At 57.8% G+C, this 19120-nt stretch carries 15 protein-coding genes; 5 read left to right on the top strand and 10 right to left on the bottom strand.

Translation table 11 applies throughout. The features are described from left to right. Nucleotides 1-89 precede the first annotated feature (89 nt). Complete coding sequence (locus QP888_RS06610) at nt 90-563, bottom strand: SdpI family protein (protein WP_284812746.1); 474 nt, start codon at nt 561-563, stop codon at nt 90-92. Nucleotides 564-657: 94 nt separating this feature from the next. Here QP888_RS06610 and QP888_RS06605 point away from each other — a divergent pair, with 94 nt between their 5' ends. Continuing rightward, nucleotides 658-1938, top strand: coding sequence for a dicarboxylate/amino acid:cation symporter (locus QP888_RS06605; RefSeq protein WP_284812745.1), 1281 nt, complete (start codon nt 658-660; stop codon nt 1936-1938). 138 nt (nt 1939-2076) lie between these two features. Here the strand turns inward: QP888_RS06605 and trpA are convergent, their stop codons facing one another. The 8 genes from trpA to hutH form a co-directional block, all read right to left on the bottom strand. Beyond that, nucleotides 2077-2907, bottom strand: coding sequence for a tryptophan synthase subunit alpha (gene trpA, locus QP888_RS06600; RefSeq protein WP_284812744.1), 831 nt, complete (start codon nt 2905-2907; stop codon nt 2077-2079). 2 nt (nt 2908-2909) lie between these two features. Then, on the bottom strand, nt 2910-4178 hold the full coding sequence (trpB, locus tag QP888_RS06595) for a tryptophan synthase subunit beta (protein ID WP_284812743.1): 1269 nt from the start codon (nt 4176-4178) through the stop codon (nt 2910-2912). A 123-nt stretch (nt 4179-4301) separates the two neighbouring features. Beyond that, entirely contained in the window at nt 4302-5801 is a 1500-nt protein-coding gene (gene trpCF / locus QP888_RS06590) for a bifunctional indole-3-glycerol-phosphate synthase TrpC/phosphoribosylanthranilate isomerase TrpF (RefSeq protein ID WP_284812741.1), read from the bottom strand. After that, complete coding sequence (trpD, locus tag QP888_RS06585; RefSeq protein ID WP_284812739.1) at nt 5791-6876, bottom strand: anthranilate phosphoribosyltransferase; 1086 nt, start codon at nt 6874-6876, stop codon at nt 5791-5793. The genes trpCF and trpD overlap by 11 nt, the downstream gene beginning before the upstream one ends. Then, the gene (locus tag QP888_RS06580; RefSeq protein WP_284812737.1) at nt 6876-7547 is read right to left on the bottom strand and encodes an anthranilate synthase component II; all 672 of its coding nucleotides are present in this window, start codon (nt 7545-7547) and stop codon (nt 6876-6878) included. Before QP888_RS06580 ends, trpD begins: the two co-directional genes overlap by 1 nt. Next, entirely contained in the window at nt 7547-9160 is a 1614-nt protein-coding gene (locus QP888_RS06575; protein WP_284812735.1) for an anthranilate synthase component 1, read from the bottom strand. The genes QP888_RS06580 and QP888_RS06575 overlap by 1 nt, the downstream gene beginning before the upstream one ends. 109 nt (nt 9161-9269) lie before the next feature. Then, on the bottom strand, nt 9270-10475 hold the full coding sequence (gene hutI, locus QP888_RS06570) for an imidazolonepropionase (protein WP_284812734.1): 1206 nt from the start codon (nt 10473-10475) through the stop codon (nt 9270-9272). A gap of 73 nt (nt 10476-10548) precedes the next feature. Continuing rightward, complete coding sequence (gene hutH / locus QP888_RS06565; RefSeq protein WP_284812732.1) at nt 10549-12135, bottom strand: histidine ammonia-lyase; 1587 nt, start codon at nt 12133-12135, stop codon at nt 10549-10551. A 286-nt stretch (nt 12136-12421) separates the two neighbouring features. On the opposite strand from hutH, the gene hutG reads away from it, so the two are divergent. Beyond that, entirely contained in the window at nt 12422-13378 is a 957-nt protein-coding gene (gene hutG / locus QP888_RS06560) for a formimidoylglutamase (protein WP_284812730.1), read from the top strand. 57 nt (nt 13379-13435) lie between these two features. Beyond that, on the top strand, nt 13436-14803 hold the full coding sequence (locus QP888_RS06555; RefSeq protein WP_284812728.1) for a Na+/H+ antiporter family protein: 1368 nt from the start codon (nt 13436-13438) through the stop codon (nt 14801-14803). A gap of 16 nt (nt 14804-14819) precedes the next feature. Here QP888_RS06555 and QP888_RS06550 read toward each other — a convergent pair whose 3' ends face one another. Next, nucleotides 14820-16265, bottom strand: coding sequence for an alanine/glycine:cation symporter family protein (locus QP888_RS06550; RefSeq protein ID WP_284812726.1), 1446 nt, complete (start codon nt 16263-16265; stop codon nt 14820-14822). Nucleotides 16266-16364: 99 nt separating this feature from the next. Between QP888_RS06550 and QP888_RS06545 the strand changes: the two genes are divergently transcribed. Together QP888_RS06545 and QP888_RS06540 are read left to right on the top strand one after the other, a co-directional pair. After that, nucleotides 16365-17324, top strand: coding sequence for an ABC transporter ATP-binding protein (locus QP888_RS06545; protein ID WP_284812724.1), 960 nt, complete (start codon nt 16365-16367; stop codon nt 17322-17324). Beyond that, nucleotides 17324-19006, top strand: coding sequence for a hypothetical protein (locus QP888_RS06540; protein WP_284812722.1), 1683 nt, complete (start codon nt 17324-17326; stop codon nt 19004-19006). The genes QP888_RS06545 and QP888_RS06540 overlap by 1 nt, the downstream gene beginning before the upstream one ends. Nucleotides 19007-19120: the final 114 nt, after the last annotated feature.

Genomic DNA, 19120 nt, shown 5'->3' with positions numbered 1-19120 from the left:
GTGTATTGGGTGTATTGTTTTATCGTCACAGTGTCGTTAATGCTCTAGGCCCATTGCATTCGTGATTTTGTCACCGTGATTGTGTGTGGTTATTGGTTATCGGCCTGTCGAGCGGCTTGGCGGAGCGCATTCACGTCTACGCTTGGAGCCTCGGCAACGTCACGGGTTTCCGCCCCGCCACCGGAAGAACAACATCCACCGGTAGCATCCGCATTCTTTTTTGCGCTGACGTGCTGGTCGTACAGGACAGCGGTCCGGGCACCCAGGTTGGCGCCGTAGGAAATGGCAATGATGCCGACGACCGTCGTCACGGCAGGAATAACCCACATCAGTCCACTCGCTTGTAGCGATACTAAAGCGCCGAACGTCAGGCTTGCCCCAGCAACCAACCAGACCGGGCCCGCTACGGCGTGCGAGGTCATCCATGCTTCCGGCGACTTACGTGCTTCATGTACCCGTAAGCCGAAAATGCTGTTGCCAGGTAATTTTTTCATCGTGGCCAGCCCTCCCACAACGACGACGACGGCGGCCAGGGCGAACAGCACAATGGGAACGACGATCATGCCCCCAGTCTAGCCCTGCCTGCGAGAATGACGAAAAATACTTCGCTATGCTTAATGAGTCCTGAACATCACCATCCATAGTTAAGAGTTTCCTATGAACGTTCGTAAAATCGGCTCCTCGCTGCTGTTTCGCGTCGTGGTGGCGATCGTCCTCGGTGTTATTACCGGATTATTCTTCCCGGAATGGCTCGCCCGAGTGTTCGTCACTTTTAACGGCTTGTTTAGCCAATTCCTCGGCTTCTTTGTGCCGGTGCTGATTTTCGCACTGATTACTCCGGCAATCGCCGGATTGGGTAAGGGTGCCGGAAAGTGGTTGGGTATCACCACCGGTATTGCTTATCTTTCCACTATTGGCGCCGGGTTGTTGGCCTACACTGTGGCAGTATTCGGTTACCCGACTTTGTTGGGTGCGCAATCGCTGGATCTTGATGTCAGTGACGTCGAAGAAGGTGCGTTGACGCCGTACTTCGAAGTCGAGATGGCTCCCCCATTCGAAATCATGACCGCTCTGCTGCTCGCCTTCGCCGTGGGGCTGGCAATGACGGCGGTGTCCTCACCCGCGCTGTACAAGGGTGTGCGCGAATTCGAGAAACTCATTATGAAGGTGATTACCTCCTTCGTCATTCCCCTATTGCCACTGTTCATCTACGGTATTTTCCTCAACCTGATGATGAACGACAACCTGGGCGATGTCATCAATTCCTTTGCCCGCGTGCTTGTGCTTTCCGTCGTCATGACCTGGGTGGTCGTCATCCTGCAGTACCTACTCGCCGGTGCGCTGTCGGCGAAGAACCCACTGACCGCGCTGAAGAATATGCTTCCTGCCTACTTCACCGCGCTGGGTACTTCTTCTTCTGCCGCCACCATTCCGGTGACCTACAAGTCCGTACTGAAAAACGGTGTAGCACCAAATATCGCGGGATTCGTGGTGCCACTCGGAGCCACCATGCACCTCTCGGGCTCGATGACCAAGCTGATTTTGTACACCTTCGGCATTGTCTATTTGTCTGGCATGGATGTCAGCTTCGGGCTGGCACTTGGCTTCATGCTGTTGCTGGGAATCATGATGGTGGCCGCTCCCGGGGTTCCGGGTGGTGCGGTGTACGCGGCACTTGGCTTGCTGGGAAGCATGCTGGGCTTCGACGAAGACATGCTTGCTCTGATGATTGCGGCGTATATCGTTGTCGACTCGTTCGGTACCGCAGCGAATATTACCGGCGACGGTGCGATTGCCTTGCTGATCAACAAGTGGACCAAGAACGGCACGTCAGCAGAAGGTGTTGGGCTGCCGGACGACTACGATGTTCCTGCCACGGGTGAAGCACTGGGCCAGGATTCGCCTGGCGTCGGAGAAACTGAGAAAGGCAAAATCTGACTCAGGCAACCGCTGACAGCAATAGACTGACAGAAACACACTGTTAGAAACGAACACTGACAACCGACAGTGACAATGATTTAAGCGCCAGGCTGATTTAGTCCTGGCGCTTAATGCGTTGCAGCTACCGCGCTCCAGTTAGCGCGTTGCAGCTTTCATGTGTGCGACGTAGTCGGATACCTCGTCGGCAAGCTCTGCGAGAGTGAACTCGTTACCCTGTTCCGTGGACTTCACCCGGCCAGCAATAATACGGGTAATCGCAGAACCAGTGATCGCACCGTCTGCGCCAGCCGCCAATGCTGCCCGCACGTGTTCAGGCTCCGAAATGCCGAAACCTAAGAGCACCGGTGCACCGTCGAAACGCTTAATCGCATCGACAACAGTATCCAATCCCCCGGTCTCGGCTTCTTTATCGGCGCCAGTGACACCATGCCGAGACAGCGCATAAATATAACCCGAGGAATTGTCACTGACTGCGCGCAACGTTTCTTCGCTGGCACGTGCCGGAGCAATAAATATTTGCGAGATCCCAGCCTGCTCCGCGGCAGCCACGAATGGTGCGCCTTCGCGGGTAGGAACATCCGGGATCAAAATAGAATCTGCTCCCGCCTCAGCGCAGGCCTGGTAGAACTCAGCGGTTCCCTTGCTTACCGCCAAATTGCAATAAACCAGTAATCCGATGGGAGTATCCGGGAATTCCTCGCGAATCTGGCGCAGCTGTTGGAACGACTTATCCAGGCTGGCACCCGCGCGTAGCGCGCGTTGGTGAGACTTCTCGATTTCCGGACCGTCGGCCACCGGGTCACTAAAAGGAATGCCGACCTCCAATGCATCTGCCCCAGCATTCACCGCCGCCCGGATAAGTTCTAGGGAAGCCTCATAGCTGGGATCGCCGAGCATAAAAAACGGCACAAACGCGCCCTCCCGCTTTTCGCGAAGATCAGCAAACAGTGTCTCGTAACGTCCCATGATTATGCTTGGCCCTTCTCGTCATTTTCTTCGGCGGCTTGTTTCTGTGCGGCGTTGTCATCCGCATAGCGCGCCCACGCGCCGGACTCATCTTCTAGATCCCCCAAGACGTGGCGCACGTGGTCGATGTCTTTATCGCCACGGCCGGATAGCGAGACGACGATGGAGATGTCTTCGTCTTTACGCTTCAAGGCATAGGCCAGCGCGTGCGAAGACTCCAGCGCTGGAATGATGCCTTCTTTTTGTGCGAGCAACTGGAATGCTTCCAGTGCTTCGGCGTCGGTAATACCAACGTAGGTCGCACGACCGCTGGCATGCAGGTGCGCGTGTTGTGGGCCAACGCCGGGATAGTCCAACCCGGCAGAAATGGAATAGGACTCATCGACCTGGCCCTCGGCATTGCGCATCAGATATGAGCGCGTCCCGTGCAAAATCCCGACGGTCCCCTGCGTGATGGTTGCGCCGTGGCGGCCGGAGTCCACGCCTTTGCCGCCCGGTTCTGCCCCGATGAGTTCGACGTCTGGTTCGTCGATGAAGTCTGCGAACATACCGATGGCATTCGAACCACCCCCGACGCAGGCCACGACGACGTCGGGAAGCCCGCCGGTGCGTTCAATCATTTGTGCTTTCGCTTCGGTGGAAATCACACGGTGGAACTCCCGCACGATCGTGGGGAACGGATGTGGGCCGGCCGCGGTGCCGAGCAAATAGTGCGAGTCCTCAAAGGTGGCTGTCCAATCGCGCAAAGCCTCGTTCACGGCATCCTTCAGCGTGCCGGAACCGGTTTCCACGGAGACCACCTTGGCCCCCATGAGTTCCATGCGGAACACGTTGGGTGCTTGCCGACGCACATCCTCAGCGCCCATATACACCACGCACTCGAGATCCAGTAGCGCGCACGCCAGGGCTGTCGCGGTTCCGTGTTGGCCCGCTCCAGTTTCGGCAATCACACGCTTTTTGCGCATCCGCTTGGCCAACAGTGCCTGGCCTAGGACCTGGTTGGTTTTGTGCGCGCCGCCGTGGACGAGATCCTCGCGCTTTAAGAAAATGCGCGCCTTACCGCCGAGGCGGGTGGCTTCGGTTAACGGGGTTGGCCGCCCCAAGTAGTCCTTGAGCAGGCGGGCTAATTCATCCTTGAAGGACTGGTCTGACATCGCGTCGACGAAGGCGCGCTCTAATTGATCCAGCGCGGGAATCAGAGATTCCGGGACGAATTGCCCGCCGAATTCGCCGAAATACGCCGGCAGAATGGTTGCACGGTCATCGCTCATTGGTGTGTCCTAGTCTGCTAATTCTGGTGAGTCTGCTAATTCTGGTGAGTCTGTTGAGCTCGCTGATTTGCGTTAGCCGATTATTGTGGTGGGTGGGATTGTGGCGTGAAGCCACAACCCAGTTTATCCCTTGGATAGGGTGTACTCGCGCGGTTCCGTGTAATCGCGGATCGTGTGAAAGATACTACGGATAAGGGCAGCATCTTTGCGGGGTGCAGCAGCTGCTCCCGCTGTATTCGTCTCAGTGGCGGACGCGGGTGCAACTTCTACACCGGAGTTCAGGTCTATACCGAAGCAGCCGAGTTCTAGTGCCTTTTGGATATTTCCTGCTGTGATGCCACCGGCCAGTAGGGCGTGTGGCTTGATCGCATCAGGTATCGACTGCCAATCGAAGGAGGTGCCGGTTCCTCCTTGCCCAGCATCGAGGACGAGTTTGTCCGCTGCCCCGGGGGCAAGGAGTTCGTCGAGCTTTTCTGGCTCGACTTCTGGGGTGGTCATAGAGATCGCACGCCAGATTTCTAGGCCGGTATCCGCTGGGTCTGCTCCCGCGTCGCGGAGTTCTGCTCGCACGTTCGCGAGTAACGCTTCTTCTTCAGCAATGGAACCCTGGTACGGACTGTGGAGCTGCAGGGCGTGGATTCCCGGCTGTAATAATTCTGCCCAACCATTCGTCCGTCGTGAGACAGCGACGTAGCGTAGGCCGGGTTCATCGGCGATGATTTTTTGCGATGTTTCACGTGAAACATCGCGTGGTGATGCCTCTTCGAAGATCAATCCGCCATAGACGGCACCAGCGGCTCGAGCGGCTTGTGCGGTGCTTGGCGTCGTCAAGCCGCATACTTTGTTGTGGCCATACGCCAAGGCGCGTGCTGCCCAATCGGTATCCGGTTGCGAGGACAACTGCGAACCGACCAAAAAACCCGACGCGTGCGTACCCAAGGCCCGCACTGCCCTATTGTCACGGATTCCAGACTCAGATATGGCCAGCGTCCCTGGCGGCAACAATTGCGCCAGCCGGGCACTGCGCGACAAATCAATGGAAAGATCATGCAAATTCCGGTTGTTGATGCCTATGATCCGAGCACCCAATCGCAGCGCGCGGGCAACCTCGTCCTCATTGATGACTTCCGTGAGCACGTCCAGCCCTAAGTCGTCGGCAAGAGTAGAAAGGCATGCGTACTCGTCGTCGCCCAGTACCGAGAGCATCAATAAGATCGCATCGGCGCCGTAATAGCGGGCGGCATAAAGCTGGACGGGATCAACGATGAAATCCTTGCACAACACCGGAAGATGCGTCGACATCGACACCGTAGCCAGATGGTCATAATCGCCACCGAAATGCTCCGGCTCGCATAACACGGAAATTCCGGCAGCATAACGCGAATACACCCGCGCTAACTCGCCGGGTTGATAATCCGCCCGGATCACACCCAGCGACGGCGATGAGGACTTGCACTCCATGATGAACGCCTGCGGGCGCGCCCGAAGTGAATCGTACAAACTGCGTTGCGAGCGTGGCAGCTGTGCACGGTCCATGTGTGCGATGCGCTCGGTGATGGCTGGCAGGTGCGTACGACGCTGGGCAACGATATTTTCTAGCACCGTGGGCAATTTAGCGTTCACCGTAATCGGCCTCCTCGTGGGTAGCTAACCAACGTTTCGCGGTACCGCTTTTGATGATTTGAGTTGCCAGCGCGGTTCCTTCGGCAATGGAATCTGCCTTGCCGATGACATACAGCATCGCGCCGGCATTCACCGCGACGGCGTCATGGTGTGCTTGCGGGGCGACGCCGTCGAAAATCGCGCGGATCGCAGCGGCATTCGCGGCACCATCTCCGCCTTCCAAGGCAGCTAATTCGTGGCGGGTGACGCCGAAATCTTCCGGGGTGAGCTCGTACTGTGCAATATGGCCGTCTTTGAGTTCCCAGATCGTGGTCGGGCCATGCACCGCGAGCTCATCTGTTCCGGAACCGTGCACGACGAGCGCCCGCTTGCGGCCGAGCTCGCGGAATACCCGCGCAATCGTTTCGCCGATTTCCGGCCGGGCAACACCCATCAATTGAAATTCTGGGCGTGCCGGTGACAGCAACGGACCCAAGGTATTAAACAAGGTGGGAACTTTCAGTGCCTTGCGCACAGGCATGACGTGCGCAACCGCCGGATGATATGCCGGTGCGAAGAGAAAGGTAAAGCCAGAATTCTCAAATTGATTCACCGCGCGGTTCACGTCGAGGTCCAGTGGGATATTCAGTGCCTCGAGGACATCCGCGGAACCGGAACGCGACGATACGGAGCGGTTGCCGCCTTTGACTATTTTCGCTCCCCCAGCGGCGGCGACCAGTGATGCCGCGGTGGAAATGTTGATGGTGTTGGTGCCGTCGCCGCCGGTACCAGCGGTGTCTAACAAACCAGCACCGGTGACCGGGAACGGGCGCGCGGCATCGATGAATGCCTGGGCGGCGCCAGCGATATCGGCGAAGGTCTCACCGCGGGTGCGGATCGTCGCCAAGAGCGCGGCAATGTGCACGTTATCGTACTCACCGACGGTCAGCGGTTGGAAAACTTCCCGGGCCTGCTCGACTGTGGGGTCATGATTGTCCAGATAGGCCAGCAGCCGGTTCAGTGGCGCGGGGTTCGCGTCGGCGTTGTCGGAGCTATCATCCGCTGTGGTGTTTGAACTGGTGCTCTGGTCAGTCATCAGCACTCCCCTTTCGTCAAAAAGTTGATGCAGCGATTCAACAAGACTGGCCCTTTCGGGCTCAAGATCGATTCCGGGTGGAACTGCAAACCCATGCATGAGCCATCGGAGGCATAAGCCGCCATGGCCACATCGCCTAAATCAGTCTTTGTCGTTGCAAGTACCTGTAGCTGTTCCGGCGGGTTCGCGCATGCCAACGAGTGATAGCGCGCCACCGGCACCAAACGGCCGATGTGATCAGGTTTGTCTGGTTCCTCGTCGATCGTGAGCCCGGCAAACAGAGGGTGCTGTGCACCGGCATCCGTCAGCGTCATCGGCACCGAGCGGCCATGCACTGGCCCGCAGGGTTCCACGCTGCCACCGTAATGTTCTAGTAGGGCTTGGAATCCCAGGCAAATACCCAACACCGGAATTTCGCCATGGATAGCGTCGAGAAGTTCCATCATATTCCCGGTTTCCCGTGGGTGCCCTGGCCCGGGCGAGAACAACAGCAAATCCGGCTTGGCGGCCAGAACCGTCTCGACGGATACCGTGTTACGGAAGACCGTGCAGTGATGTCCAGCAAGCGCGTCGACCAGGTTGTAAATGAACGAATCGCGGTTGTCGATGACCACGACGTGCGGGTGGGCCCGTTCGGAGTGGTCCGCCGTATGTGTCTGGTGTGTTGTCATTATCGTGCCACCTCCACTGGCGCCCCCAGCGCGACGGCATCGAGTACCGCATACGCCTTGTGTACTGTCTCGTCGGCCTCGGCCTGCGGCGTGGAATCGCGGACGACGCCGGCACCGGCCTGAATGATCGCTTCCCCTTTACGCACGAAAGCACTGCGAATGACGATGCAGTTATCCATGCGTCCGTCGCCACCGAGATACCCGACCGCGCCGCCGTAGGATCCGCGGCGTTTGCCTTCCACCTCGCGCAACAGGTCCACCGCGCGTAGTTTTGGTGCACCAGTCAGCGTGCCCATGTTCATGCACGCGCGGTAGGCATCGAGGGCGTCGAAATCCTCGTGCAAGGTGGCGGTGACGCGGGAGACGAGGTGCATCACGCGCGAATATCGGTCCACTTGCAACAGCTCCGCTACTTTACGCGTGCCGGGGACGGCGACGCGGGCGAGGTCATTGCGCGCCAGATCTACCAACATGGTGTGCTCGGCCAGTTCCTTGTGGTCGGTGCGCATCTCCAGCTCGTTGCGGATATCGAGTTCGTGATTGACGCTGCCATCCGGGTTTAAGTCGCGCGGGCGCGTTCCGGCAATCGGATACAGCTGTACTTCGCGAGTATCCGGGGAGAACTTCAGGTTTGATTCCGGCGAGGCGCCAAACAGTTCGTAGTCTTCGCCGCGGAAGTAGAACATATACGGCGACGGGTTCGTCTGGAGTAGGCGTCGGTAAGAAGAAAACGCATCTGCACATGGGGCGTGGAAAGTGCGCGCAGGCACCACCTGATAAATATCGCCCTGGTAAATATTGCCTTTGAGCTGTTCGACGTGGCTGCGGAATTGTTGGTCGTCGATATCTGTGCGGACCCGCAGCGGTTGGCTCTTGTCGACGCCCTGCTCCGGTGGAGCCAGTGGTGTGATCTCAGTTTTGGCTTTCGCGGCATAGGTAGCAAGCCGCTTGTCGACGTCGTCCTGGCTGGTGCCGACGCCGCACACATACGCCGTCTGCGACAGGTGGTCTACTTTTAGTAGTGTTTCTGTGACGACGAATTCGTAATCTGGGTATGTGTTGTCGCCTTCGCTGACCGCGGGTAGGGTTTCGAAGGTTTCTAAAAAGTCGTAGGCGAAGCCGCCGGCCAATAAGGGCAGATCCGGTACTTCTCCGGCGGAACCCTGCTGAGTGACGTTGCTGTTGCTGCCATACTGCGCGCTCAATTGCAGGCGACGCAGCACTTCTGCCGGGGAAATCGCCAGCAGGCGTTCGCGTTCATCGGCGGCCTGGGATACCGGGAATTCGAAGACTACCACTCCCCGATCGTCGCCACTGCCGCCGCCATTGCCCGTGACTTCATATTCGGCAAGTTCGTTGCGTAATTTCGTTACAATCTCTTCGCCGGTAGCTGTGAGTGCCTGGGCGATAACCCGGCTGCCGTGGCAACGAACGCGCACTGCGGAGTCGAGAACCGCCAAGCAGAGAAGGTTTTTCTTGGATTCGATATCCGCTGATTCCAGCAGTACTGTATCTGTGCGCTCGAGCCCGCCGAGATGGGCGAAAAGCTGCGCCGCATCCGCGTGGTAGCGCAGATCGCGGCGCGCCGTGGGGAGATGTGCAGCAAAATTCATAGCCCCAACAATACTGTGTGGCAGCCGACATCGGCGGTGTGCCCTAGGCTTATATTCGCAACGCGGGTCGGCGCCGCCGGGAATGGCAATGTTTCACGTGAAACATTGCTTATTCCCCACCGAAAACGAGCTCGCCGTTTTTATAAGTCCGGTAGGTCGCAGGCATGCCTGGACGGTAGGCCAGCTCGATTGCGTTGGTGAAGTTGAGCACGTGCAAATCTGCTGCCGCACCCGGGACCAAGCTTCCGCGGCCAGGACGGCCCTGTGCGTCTTCCCCACCTGTGACCGGTTGACGGCGCAGAGCTTTCGCTCCGCCCAAGGTTGCGGCTTCGATAGCCTCATCCAAACTGAGGTCTTGCTGCAGCACCGCGGTGGTGACGCAGAAATTCATCGACGAAGTATACGAGGTTCCTGGGTTCAGGTTCGACGCAATCGCGACGGTGGCACCGGCATCTAACAGCTGACGTGCTGGAGCGAGATCTTGTTTCGTTGACAAGTCGCAGGCAGGCAACACTGTAGCGACGGTCTCGCTGCCCGCGAGTGCCTGAATATCGTCGTCGGAAAGGTAATTGACGTGATCCACCGACGCCGCGCCAATTTCCACTGCCAAGCGTACGCCGGGGCCCTGTTGTAGCTGATTACCGTGCACGCGCGGAAGCAAGCCCCGCTTCTTGCCCGCCTCGAGAACCTTGCGTGATTGTTCCTCGTTAAACGCGCCGGTCTCGCAGAAAACGTCGATCCAGCCAGCGTGCGGCTCTACGGCGTCCAACATCGGGCCGACGACTTCCTCCAGGTATTCGTCGGCATCTGCCCCCGGTGGTACCAGGTGCGCACCCAAGAAGGTGACATCGTCGACGCCCTTGCTGGCAACCTCAGCGGCTAGAGCCTCGGATTCTGTGTTCAAGCCGTAGCCGGTTTTGGTCTCGATTGTCGTCGTGCCACCCGCGTGACAGCCAGCGATGCGTTCTTGCAACAACCGCTCCAGGCGCTCACGTCCGGCATTGCGGGTAGCTTCCATGGTGGTGGCGATACCACCGGCGGAATACGACTCGCCTGCCATGCGTGCTTCGAATTCCTCGGCGCGGTTGCCATCGAAAATCATGTGCGTGTGTGAATCTACCCAACCTGGCAGTACTGCACGGCCGCCCAGGTCGATCTTTTCCTCGATGCCCTCGGAGAGGTCCTGGGGCAGGTTGTTCAACGCACCGACCCAGGTGATAATGCCATCGCCGTTGACAAGCAGCGCGCCGTCTTTAATGGTTCCTGCGTCCGAGACTGTACGTAGTTCGCTGATGTTGTGGAAAAGTGTGCTCATGATGCCTTTCGAATGGTGATATTTCGCGTGCGTGGAGATGTCTGTCTATGGGCCGGTGCTCTCCTGCTAGTGCCTAGTCCAGCGTGCCGACGACGCCTTCGACGCTGGATACCAGTGCCCCGTCGGCCACCAACTGGTGGGCGTAAGCGATTTCCGGTGCCAGGTAACGGTCGGTGGCAGGCCCTGCTACCCCTTCGCGCAACAAGGCAATGGCGGCCTTCGTTCCTGGTGCAGATTCTGCCCCGGCATCACGGCAGCGCATGGTGATCGCGCGGGCCGCAGTGAGGTATTCAATGGCCAGGACTCGCTGCAAGCCGTCGACGGCGGTCCGTAGCTTGCGGCCAGCAGACCATCCCATAGACACGTGATCCTCCTGCATTGCGGACGACGGAATGGAATCTGCCGAAGCTGGGTTCGCGGCACGTTTGAGTTCCGAGACGATACCGGCCTGGGTGTATTGCGCGATCATGTGGCCGGAGTCGACGCCCGGGTCGTCGGCAAGAAACGCTGGCAAGCCGCGGTTGCGGGCGGTGTCTAAGAAGCGGTCGGTGCGGCGCTCGGAAATCGAGGCTAGGTCTGCCGCGACGATGGCCAAAAAGTCCAGTACATAGGCCACTGGGGCGCCGTGGAAATTTCCGTTGGAGCGGACTTCCCCATCGATGACTACCGGGTTATCCACGGCGGCGGCGAGCTCACGCTCGACGACAGTGATCGCGTGTGCGATGGTATCGCGGAAACCGCCAGTGACCTGCGGCGAACAACGTACGGAATAGGCGTCCTGTACCTGAGTTTGCTGGAAATCTTCTTGCGCGGCCTCCAACAGCGGTGAGTGTGCCGCAACGGTGCGAATATTGCGTGCCGACGACGCCTGGCCTGGGTGCGGGCGTAGTTTGTGCAGTTTATCGTCGAACACGCTCAAGGTGCCGTGCAGGCCTTCGACGGTCATCGCGGTGGAGATATCGGCGACCTTCGCCAGATCCTGCAGATCGTGGATGGCCAAGCACAGCATGCCGAGCATGCCGTCGGTGCCGTTGATCAACGCCAGGCCTTCTTTTTCTTCCAATTCGAGCGGGGTGATGCCGGCGTCGGCAAGCGCGGTTGCAGCAGGCACCGGTTTTTCGGAGCCAGGAACGCGCACCTCCCCCTCCCCCAGCAGCGCCAGCGCGCAGTGTGACAGCGGCGCGAGATCGCCGGAACACCCCAGCGAGCCGTATTCGTACACCACCGGGGTGATGCCTGCGTTGAGCACTGCGGCGTAAGTTTCGGCGACGACCGGGCGCACGCCAGTATGTCCAGTGCATAACGTAGACAAGCGAAGCAGCATCAGCGCGCGGATAACCTCTTGTTCTACCTCCGGCCCGGAGCCTGCCGCATGCGAACGCACGAGCGAACGCTGTAGCTGGGCACGCATATCGTGCGGGATGTGTCGGCGTGCCAGAGCGCCAAAGCCGGTGGAGACGCCATAGACCGGGGTTGGTTCGTTGGCGAGGTCATCAATGCGCTTGCGAGTGATGGCGATGTGCTCGAGGGAATCCGCAGAAATTTCCACCGCTGCCCCACCGCGTGCGACTGCGACTACGTCAGCAATACTTAATGCGCCGATGCCTACCGTAACGGTGTGATTGGCATCGGGGTTACCATTGGAGGTTCCTGTATTCATTGTGACTCCTTGTAGGTTGGTTTTTGCTCGGCGGTTGTGCTTGGTATTGGCTCATGCTTCTGCGGCAGAATCGCTTATAGCGTGGGCGTGATTGTGTTGTGGACTACGGCACTATTTTAGTGCGAGTCCACCGTGCCCGCTAAGTTGTTTGTCTTGGATACCAGACTTCTTTAATTCCACCGGTGCCCTACTCAGCAGCCATTATAGATTCGTCACAGTGACAAAAGATTGTTCAAGGTCTACTAGGCTCAGAGAAACCGAAAACAAACTGATTAGACTAGGTGGCATGACTAAATTTGAGTGGACTGGACGCGTTGATGGACCTGGCCCAGAGCATGCCCGTTGGCATTCGGTGATCGATGCAGATTTCACCCTGGGTGAGGCAGCAGAGGCCCAACCGGGCGCTGTGTTGCTTGGCTTTGCCTCTGACGAAGGAGTTCGCCGCAATGGTGGCCGTCAAGGTGCCGCAGCCGGACCAGATGAGCTTCGCCGGGCGTTGGGCGGTTTAGCAATTCACGATGATTTCCCCCGTTATGATGCGGGAACAGTCAGCTATGAAGGGCGAGATTTAGAATCCGGGCAAGAAGAACTTTCGCAATGCGTTACTGCCGCTGTACGTGCAGGACACTTGCCAGTAATTTTAGGCGGTGGGCATGAAACCGCTTTTGCTTCCCACCGTGGCTTGGTTCGAGCTTTAAAAAATGAAAATTCCGCCGCGTTGGAATCGCTCGGAATTTTTAATTTAGACGCGCATTTTGATTTGCGTGATGCAGAAGAACCGACCTCAGGGACCCCATTCCGGCAAATTTCCGACATCGACGGTGAACATTTTTCCTATATCGTCTGGGGGATCTCAGCTGCAAATAACACTCGAGTGCTATTTGAAACTGCCGAACGTCTTGGTGTGGGGTACTTGCTTGACGAAGATCTAGCGCGGCTTACTGTGCAGGAAACTACCGACATTGCGATGAAAGTTTCCCAGGACTATAAAGACATACATCTTAGTATTGACTTAGATGTACTTCCGGCATCGGTGGCGCCAGGAGTATCTGCCCCGGCTGCTCTTGGCGTGGAAGCGTTGAAAATTCATGCGATGGCACTGGCATTGGCGCAAACCGGAAAGCTTCGTCTCGTAGATGTGGTCGAGTTGAATCCACAGTATGATGTAGATGCACGGACAGCCAAGCTGGCAGCCCGCATGATTCATGACATCGTCGCCGAACACGGCGCAGCCCGCAAATAAACCGCAAAGTTAGCGGTGGCTATTACTATCTAGGCCTAACGTGTTAAAACTAACACCATGAATGCAGTGATTATTGCCGTGGTGGTCATGCTGGGCCTGGCCGTCGCCCGCGTCCACGTGGTTTTAGCGCTCCTTATCGGCGCGATTATTGGCGGTTTGGTTGGTGGCTTAGGTGTCGGTGGTTCCTTCACAGCTTTCCAGGATGGTATTGGCAACGGTGCGTCCATTGCGCTGAATTATGCCCTGCTGGGTGCTTTTGCTCTCGCGGTCGCGAATGCGGGTCTCCCCCGCTTGCTGGCCGAATCCATCATTAATCGGATTGACGCAGACAACGCGGAGAATAACGAGCAAGCCAAAGAAAAAGCCGTAGCCGTCGCCAAGTGGCTTATGGTCGCAGGCCTGCTGCTCATGGCGGTTATGTCGCAGAACCTGGTGCCAGTCCACATCGCGTTCATCCCGTTGATTGTGCCTCCACTGCTTTCCGTTCTCAATAAAATGCAGGTGGACCGCCGACTGATCACCTGCGTGCTGACCTTCGGCCTGGTCACCACCTATTTCTTCATACCGGTCGGTTTCGGCAATATTTATATGAATGACATTCTCCGCAGCAATATCGTGGAGGCTGGAATGCCGGAAGCTAATAATGTTTCCGTCATGCAGGCCATGGCCATCCCTGCCCTCGGCATGCTCGCTGGTGTTTTGTTTGCAATTTTTGTTAGTTACCGCAAAAAACGTACTTATCAAGATATCCCCATCTCGCAGGACGCAGCCAAGGCTGAGGAGATTTCGCGCTACCGCATCACTATTTCCATCATCGCGCTGATCGCCACTTTCGGCGTGCAGATCGTGCTGCAATACCTGGATTCGGATGCCGACAGCCTTCTGGCCGGTGCCCTGGTTGGTTTGGTCATCATGCTGGCCTTCCGTGGTGTGGAATGGAAACAATCCGACGATATCTACACCGAAGGTATGCGCATGATGGCGTTGATCGGTTTCATTATGATCACCGCGCAAGGCTTTGCTTCGGTGATGGCTGCTACCGGACACGTGGAAACCCTCGTCGAGTCCACCGCTGCGGCTTTCGACGGTAATCGAGCGCTGGCTTCGCTGGCGATGTTGCTGGTGGGCCTTATCGTCACAATGGGTATCGGATCATCCTTTTCGACGCTGCCGATCATCTCCACCATCTACGTTCCCCTGTGTATCTCGCTGGGCTTTTCCCCGCTGGCCACCGTTGCGCTGGTGGGTACTGCAGGTGCACTGGGTGATGCGGGCTCCCCGGCCTCGGATTCCACGCTGGGGCCAACTTCTGGCCTAAACGTCGACGGCCAGCATGACCACATCCGCGATTCTGTGATCCCAACGTTCCTGCACTTCAACATCCCACTGATTGCCTTCGGCTGGGCGGCAACGATGCTGCTGTAGGTGAGTGAACTGCCCGCTAGAACTTACTGCGCCACGGGTTCTTGCTTGCAATGAGAAATTTTTCGATATCTCGCGGTTGTGCCTGTAGCGTCGGGTCAAAATCCAGATAAGCCTTCGTTTCGCGGGCGATGAGACCAGAAAGAATGAGTAAGCCAATCAGATTTGGTATTGCCATCAGCCCGTTGGCGATATCAGCGAAGGTCCAGGCCAGGCTGATCTCCGTAGTTGCGCCAATGTAGATAACGCAGGTAAACACCATGCGGTAGGGAATTGAGGCCCAGGCGCCGAAGGCGCGTTCGGCGCTGCGCTCTCCGTAATAGGACCAGCCAAGAATCGTCGAGAACGCGAAAAATACTACCGACAAAGAAACGATAGTGCCGCCCCAATCAGAGCCAATACCTTCGCTGAAGGCCGCAGCGGTCATGGTGGCGGCATTACTCTGACCGGCTTCCCACACCCCAGTGGTCACGATGACTAGCCCAGTCATGGTGACCACCACGATCGTATCGATGAAGGTTTGCGTCATGGATGCCAAACCCTGGCGCACCGGGTGGGTGGTTTTGGCAGCCGCGGCTGCAATCGCGGCCGAACCCATGCCGGATTCATTCGAGAAGATACCGCGCGCGACACCCATCTGCATTGCCAGGATGATTCCCGCCCCGAGGAACCCGCCGGTGGCAGAGGTACCAGTGAACGCGTCGTTAAAGATCATGGCGAAAGCCGCAGGAACTTCGCTGGCGTGCATGACCAGCACAATGATCCCGCCGGTGAGGTAAATAATGATCATCAGTGGAACAAAAGCCGAGGTGACCTTACCGATAGATCCGATTCCGCCGAGTAGCACCGCACCGATGAGCACGAACATGATGACGCCGGTGACCGTTGGACTCACGTCAAAGGTGTTGTCCAAACCTGCGGCAACGGCATTGCCTTGCGTGAGGTTCCCAATACCGAATGATGCGATGATTGCGGAAATCGTAAAGAACCACGCGAGGAATTTACCCAGTCGGCCGGGGATGCCCTGGGAGAGATAACGTTGCGGGCCGCCCGAGACTTTGCCGTGTGCATCGGCCACACGGAAACGCACACCCAGGAATGCCTCTGAGTATTTTGAGGCCATACCAAGCAGCCCGGTGATCCACATCCAAAACAGAGCACCCGGCCCGCCGATGGAGATTGCCGTGGCCACACCGACGATGTTGCCCACACCGACGGTGGCGGCGAGGGCAGTGGTCAGCGCTTGGTATTGGGTGATGTCGCCAGCGCCGTCCGCGTCATTACGGTCAACGAGGCCGTGGCGCAGCGCCACCCCGAGTTTGCGGAACTGAACTCCGCGCAGGCGAATTGTAAGCCACAAGCCGGTGAACAACAGCAGGGGGATGAGGAACCACTGGCTCCAAATAAACTTGTCAATGCCGTCCAGAATGTTCTGGAGCGAATCTGCGAATGAATCGTCTGCCATAAACTACAGAGAATACGCACAGTACTCTATTTACTTCTCTGCTGGGTTGCTACGCTTTGAATTGAAGCTATTATCTCAAGTAGAAAGCCTAGCCTAATCATGATTGACCCAACAGTGTCCGCTGATCCTGCCTCCGGTGGGCGTTCTTCTGTGCAATCTGAATCATCTGCTTCCCACCAGCCGTCCGAATCAGGGCCTAACCAGAATGCCGCACCGAGCCAGAATGCCGCACCGAGCCAGAATGCTGCGCTACAGCTGCAAGGTTTGAGCAAGTCCTACGGCGACAAGGTCGTCGTGCAGGATATTAATCTTCGGGTTCCCCGCGGTAGCTTTTACGGCCTCGTTGGCCCGAATGGTTCGGGTAAAACCACCACCGTGCTGATGGCTACTGGCCTGCTGCGCCCCGATGCCGGCACCGCGCTGGTGTGTGGGCGCAACGTATGGGGTAGTACGGCAGAGGCCAATGCCGCGAAAGGTTCCTATGGGCTGCTTGCCGACGGTTTGCCGGTCTTTGACCGCCTTTCTGGGCAGGAATACTTGCACTACCTGGGCTTGCTCCGCGGCATTGACGAGCCCACGGTGGCGCAGCGCTCCCGTGAGTTGCTGGATGCGTTGGACCTGGCTGATTCTGCCAGCAAGTTGATCGTCGATTATTCCGCAGGCATGACCAAAAAGATCCTGCTGGCCGGGGCGTTACTGCACCGCCCGGACATTCTGATTCTCGACGAGCCTTTTGAGGCCGTCGATCCGGTTTCTGCGACCACCATCCGCGAGATCCTGCAAGCCTATGTTGCCAGCTCCGGCACGGTGATTATGTCTTCGCACGTGATGGAAACGGTGGAAGCGTTGTGTGATCACGTCGCGGTGATCGGCAAAAACCAGGTGCTTGCCGACGGCACGTTGGATGAGGTGCGCGCTGGCTCTAGCTTGAGCGAGCGTTTTGTGGAACTGGTCGGAGGGCGCCATCTGGCGGAAGGCTCACTGGAGTGGCTGGCTGGCGCGGGACAGAAAAGCTCTAGTGCCGACGACGCTGTCGATAACAATAAGGGGGAGCAGTAGTGAACCGCACAGCACCAAGGACCAACACAGCAGCGACGCAGACAGCGGCACCCCAGACAGCAGCGCAGCCGTCGCTACGAGTATTCACTAGCTTGCACTGGAAGTTGTGGAAGCGGCATTTCAGTACGAATACTTCGCAAATTTTCATCGCCATAATAGTCGCGTTTTATTCTTTCATGGGGCTGGTTGGTCTCGGCGCATTTACGCTGCTGGGAGCCGCTGATGGTGATTTCATGCCCATGATCTATAGCCTGGCGGCTGGCACGGTGGGCTACTGGCTGGCGGCGTTGTTTATGCCGGCCGGAGAGAACCAAGTTGATCCCGCACGGCTGGCGGTGCTGCCGCTGACGGAAGCAATGATGTTGCGCGGCGCGGCGGCGACCTCACTGTTGACGGTGCGGGGTGTGCTGGCGATTTTTAACTCGTTGGTGATGATCGTGCTTGGTGCGGTTGGTTTGGTGCAGCACGGCAGCGGGTGGGGCATTGCGGTGTGGATACCGGCTGTGCTGGTTTCACTGGTGATTACGGTTGTTGGTGGGGAAGCCTTGGCGACGTTGCTGGGAAGTGTCGGAAACCGCAAGAACAGTGAGAAAGCCGCGATGGCTAGCGCCCTGGGCTTCATCGTGGTGATCTTCGGTTTCAACCTTGTTGTCAACGGTAGTTCGGAATTTTCGCTGCCGTGGGATACCTTGCTGGCACTAGTGGCATGGACTCCGTTTGGTGCGGCACCGGGTGCGGCTGTCGCAGTACTGCAGGCTCACTGGGTGATTGCCCTGGTGCAGGCAGCAATTGCGGCCGCGACGGGCGTAGTGGCGTGGCGCGTGTGGCACTGGGCGCTGCGACGTAATGCGCAGGCCGTGACTGGCGATTCCGGGGCGGCAGCCACCGGGTCCGCGGCGGGAAGCGTGTTGTTACCGGGGGTGCGGGCGTCGGCAAGCGGAGCAGTGTTCTCTCTGACCCTGCGATATTGGCGCCGTGATATTCGCTTTACCTACAGCCTGATAGTCATGCCCTTGTTTTTGGTGATGGTGTTGGCACTGGCCGCGATTAATGGTCAGTCCGGTACGGCCTATGTGGCGGTGCTGTTTTTCGTGTTGTTTGCTGCCGGTATGACGTCGAATGCGTTGGGCTATGATGGGCCGTCGAACTGGGTGCACATGAGCGCTGGACTGGCGCCGCGCACGTTATTGTGGGCACGCACGCAAGCGGTGTTGCTGCTTACGCTGCCGACGTTGGTGATTTACCTGGTGGTTTTGGCGATGCTGGGTACAGAGCTGACCACTGTGGTGGTGCTCGCGGTGATCGCGGGCTCGGCGGTGTTGCTGAATGCTGGGTTGGCGGCGCTGTTGGCAGTGTGGAATCCGTTCCAGGTTTCCGCGCCGGGCACCAACCCGATGAAGGATAAATCGGGTTTTTCCGTTGGAGCACTGATTATGATGTTGGTATCTGTGCTGATGGTGTGGTTACCGCTCGCGCCCGGGATCATCATGATGATTGTTGGCATAAACCTCGGTGATGGTGGTGTCACACAGCTGTCTGGCTTGCCGACGTTGTTCTGGGCTGGCGTTGTTCTGACTGTGCTTGTTGCGCTGGCTGGGCTTTGGCTGGGGCATGCTGCGGCCGCGAAGCGCTTGGAAAAGCGGTGGCCGGAAGTCTTTGCTAAGGTGCGGAATTTTTATTAAAACTGTGCGGGTATAGCAGTTTTCTCAAGCACAGCAGCTTTCTAGAGCACGAATTTTCTCGGGTGACCGGGCTGATCACGGTGGTGATGGGCCCGGTTTTATTGTGTCGTAGTG

This window comes from Corynebacterium sp. MSK297, assembly GCF_030232885.1.
GTDB lineage: Bacteria > Actinomycetota > Actinomycetes > Mycobacteriales > Mycobacteriaceae > Corynebacterium.
Note: the sequence above shows the minus strand (reverse complement) of the source record. Positions and strands in the feature narration are given on the sequence as shown.

Bases quoted from the DNA above. Each gene is read 5' to 3' on its own strand.
- QP888_RS06610 (WP_284812746.1), bottom strand. From the start codon at position 563: ATGATCGTCGTTCCCATTGTGCTGTTCGCCCTGGCCGCCGTCGTCGTC.
- QP888_RS06605 (WP_284812745.1), top strand. From the start codon at position 658: ATGAACGTTCGTAAAATCGGCTCCTCGCTGCTGTTTCGCGTCGTGGTG.
- trpA (WP_284812744.1), bottom strand. From the start codon at position 2,907: ATGGGACGTTACGAGACACTGTTTGCTGATCTTCGCGAAAAGCGGGAG.
- trpB (WP_284812743.1), bottom strand. From the start codon at position 4,178: ATGAGCGATGACCGTGCAACCATTCTGCCGGCGTATTTCGGCGAATTC.
- trpD (WP_284812739.1), bottom strand. From the start codon at position 6,876: ATGACTGACCAGAGCACCAGTTCAAACACCACAGCGGATGATAGCTCC.
- QP888_RS06580 (WP_284812737.1), bottom strand. From the start codon at position 7,547: ATGACAACACACCAGACACATACGGCGGACCACTCCGAACGGGCCCAC.
- QP888_RS06575 (WP_284812735.1), bottom strand. From the start codon at position 9,160: ATGAATTTTGCTGCACATCTCCCCACGGCGCGCCGCGATCTGCGCTAC.
- hutI (WP_284812734.1), bottom strand. From the start codon at position 10,475: ATGAGCACACTTTTCCACAACATCAGCGAACTACGTACAGTCTCGGAC.
- hutH (WP_284812732.1), bottom strand. From the start codon at position 12,135: ATGAATACAGGAACCTCCAATGGTAACCCCGATGCCAATCACACCGTT.
- hutG (WP_284812730.1), top strand. From the start codon at position 12,422: ATGACTAAATTTGAGTGGACTGGACGCGTTGATGGACCTGGCCCAGAG.
- QP888_RS06555 (WP_284812728.1), top strand. From the start codon at position 13,436: ATGAATGCAGTGATTATTGCCGTGGTGGTCATGCTGGGCCTGGCCGTC.
- QP888_RS06550 (WP_284812726.1), bottom strand. From the start codon at position 16,265: ATGGCAGACGATTCATTCGCAGATTCGCTCCAGAACATTCTGGACGGC.
- QP888_RS06545 (WP_284812724.1), top strand. From the start codon at position 16,365: ATGATTGACCCAACAGTGTCCGCTGATCCTGCCTCCGGTGGGCGTTCT.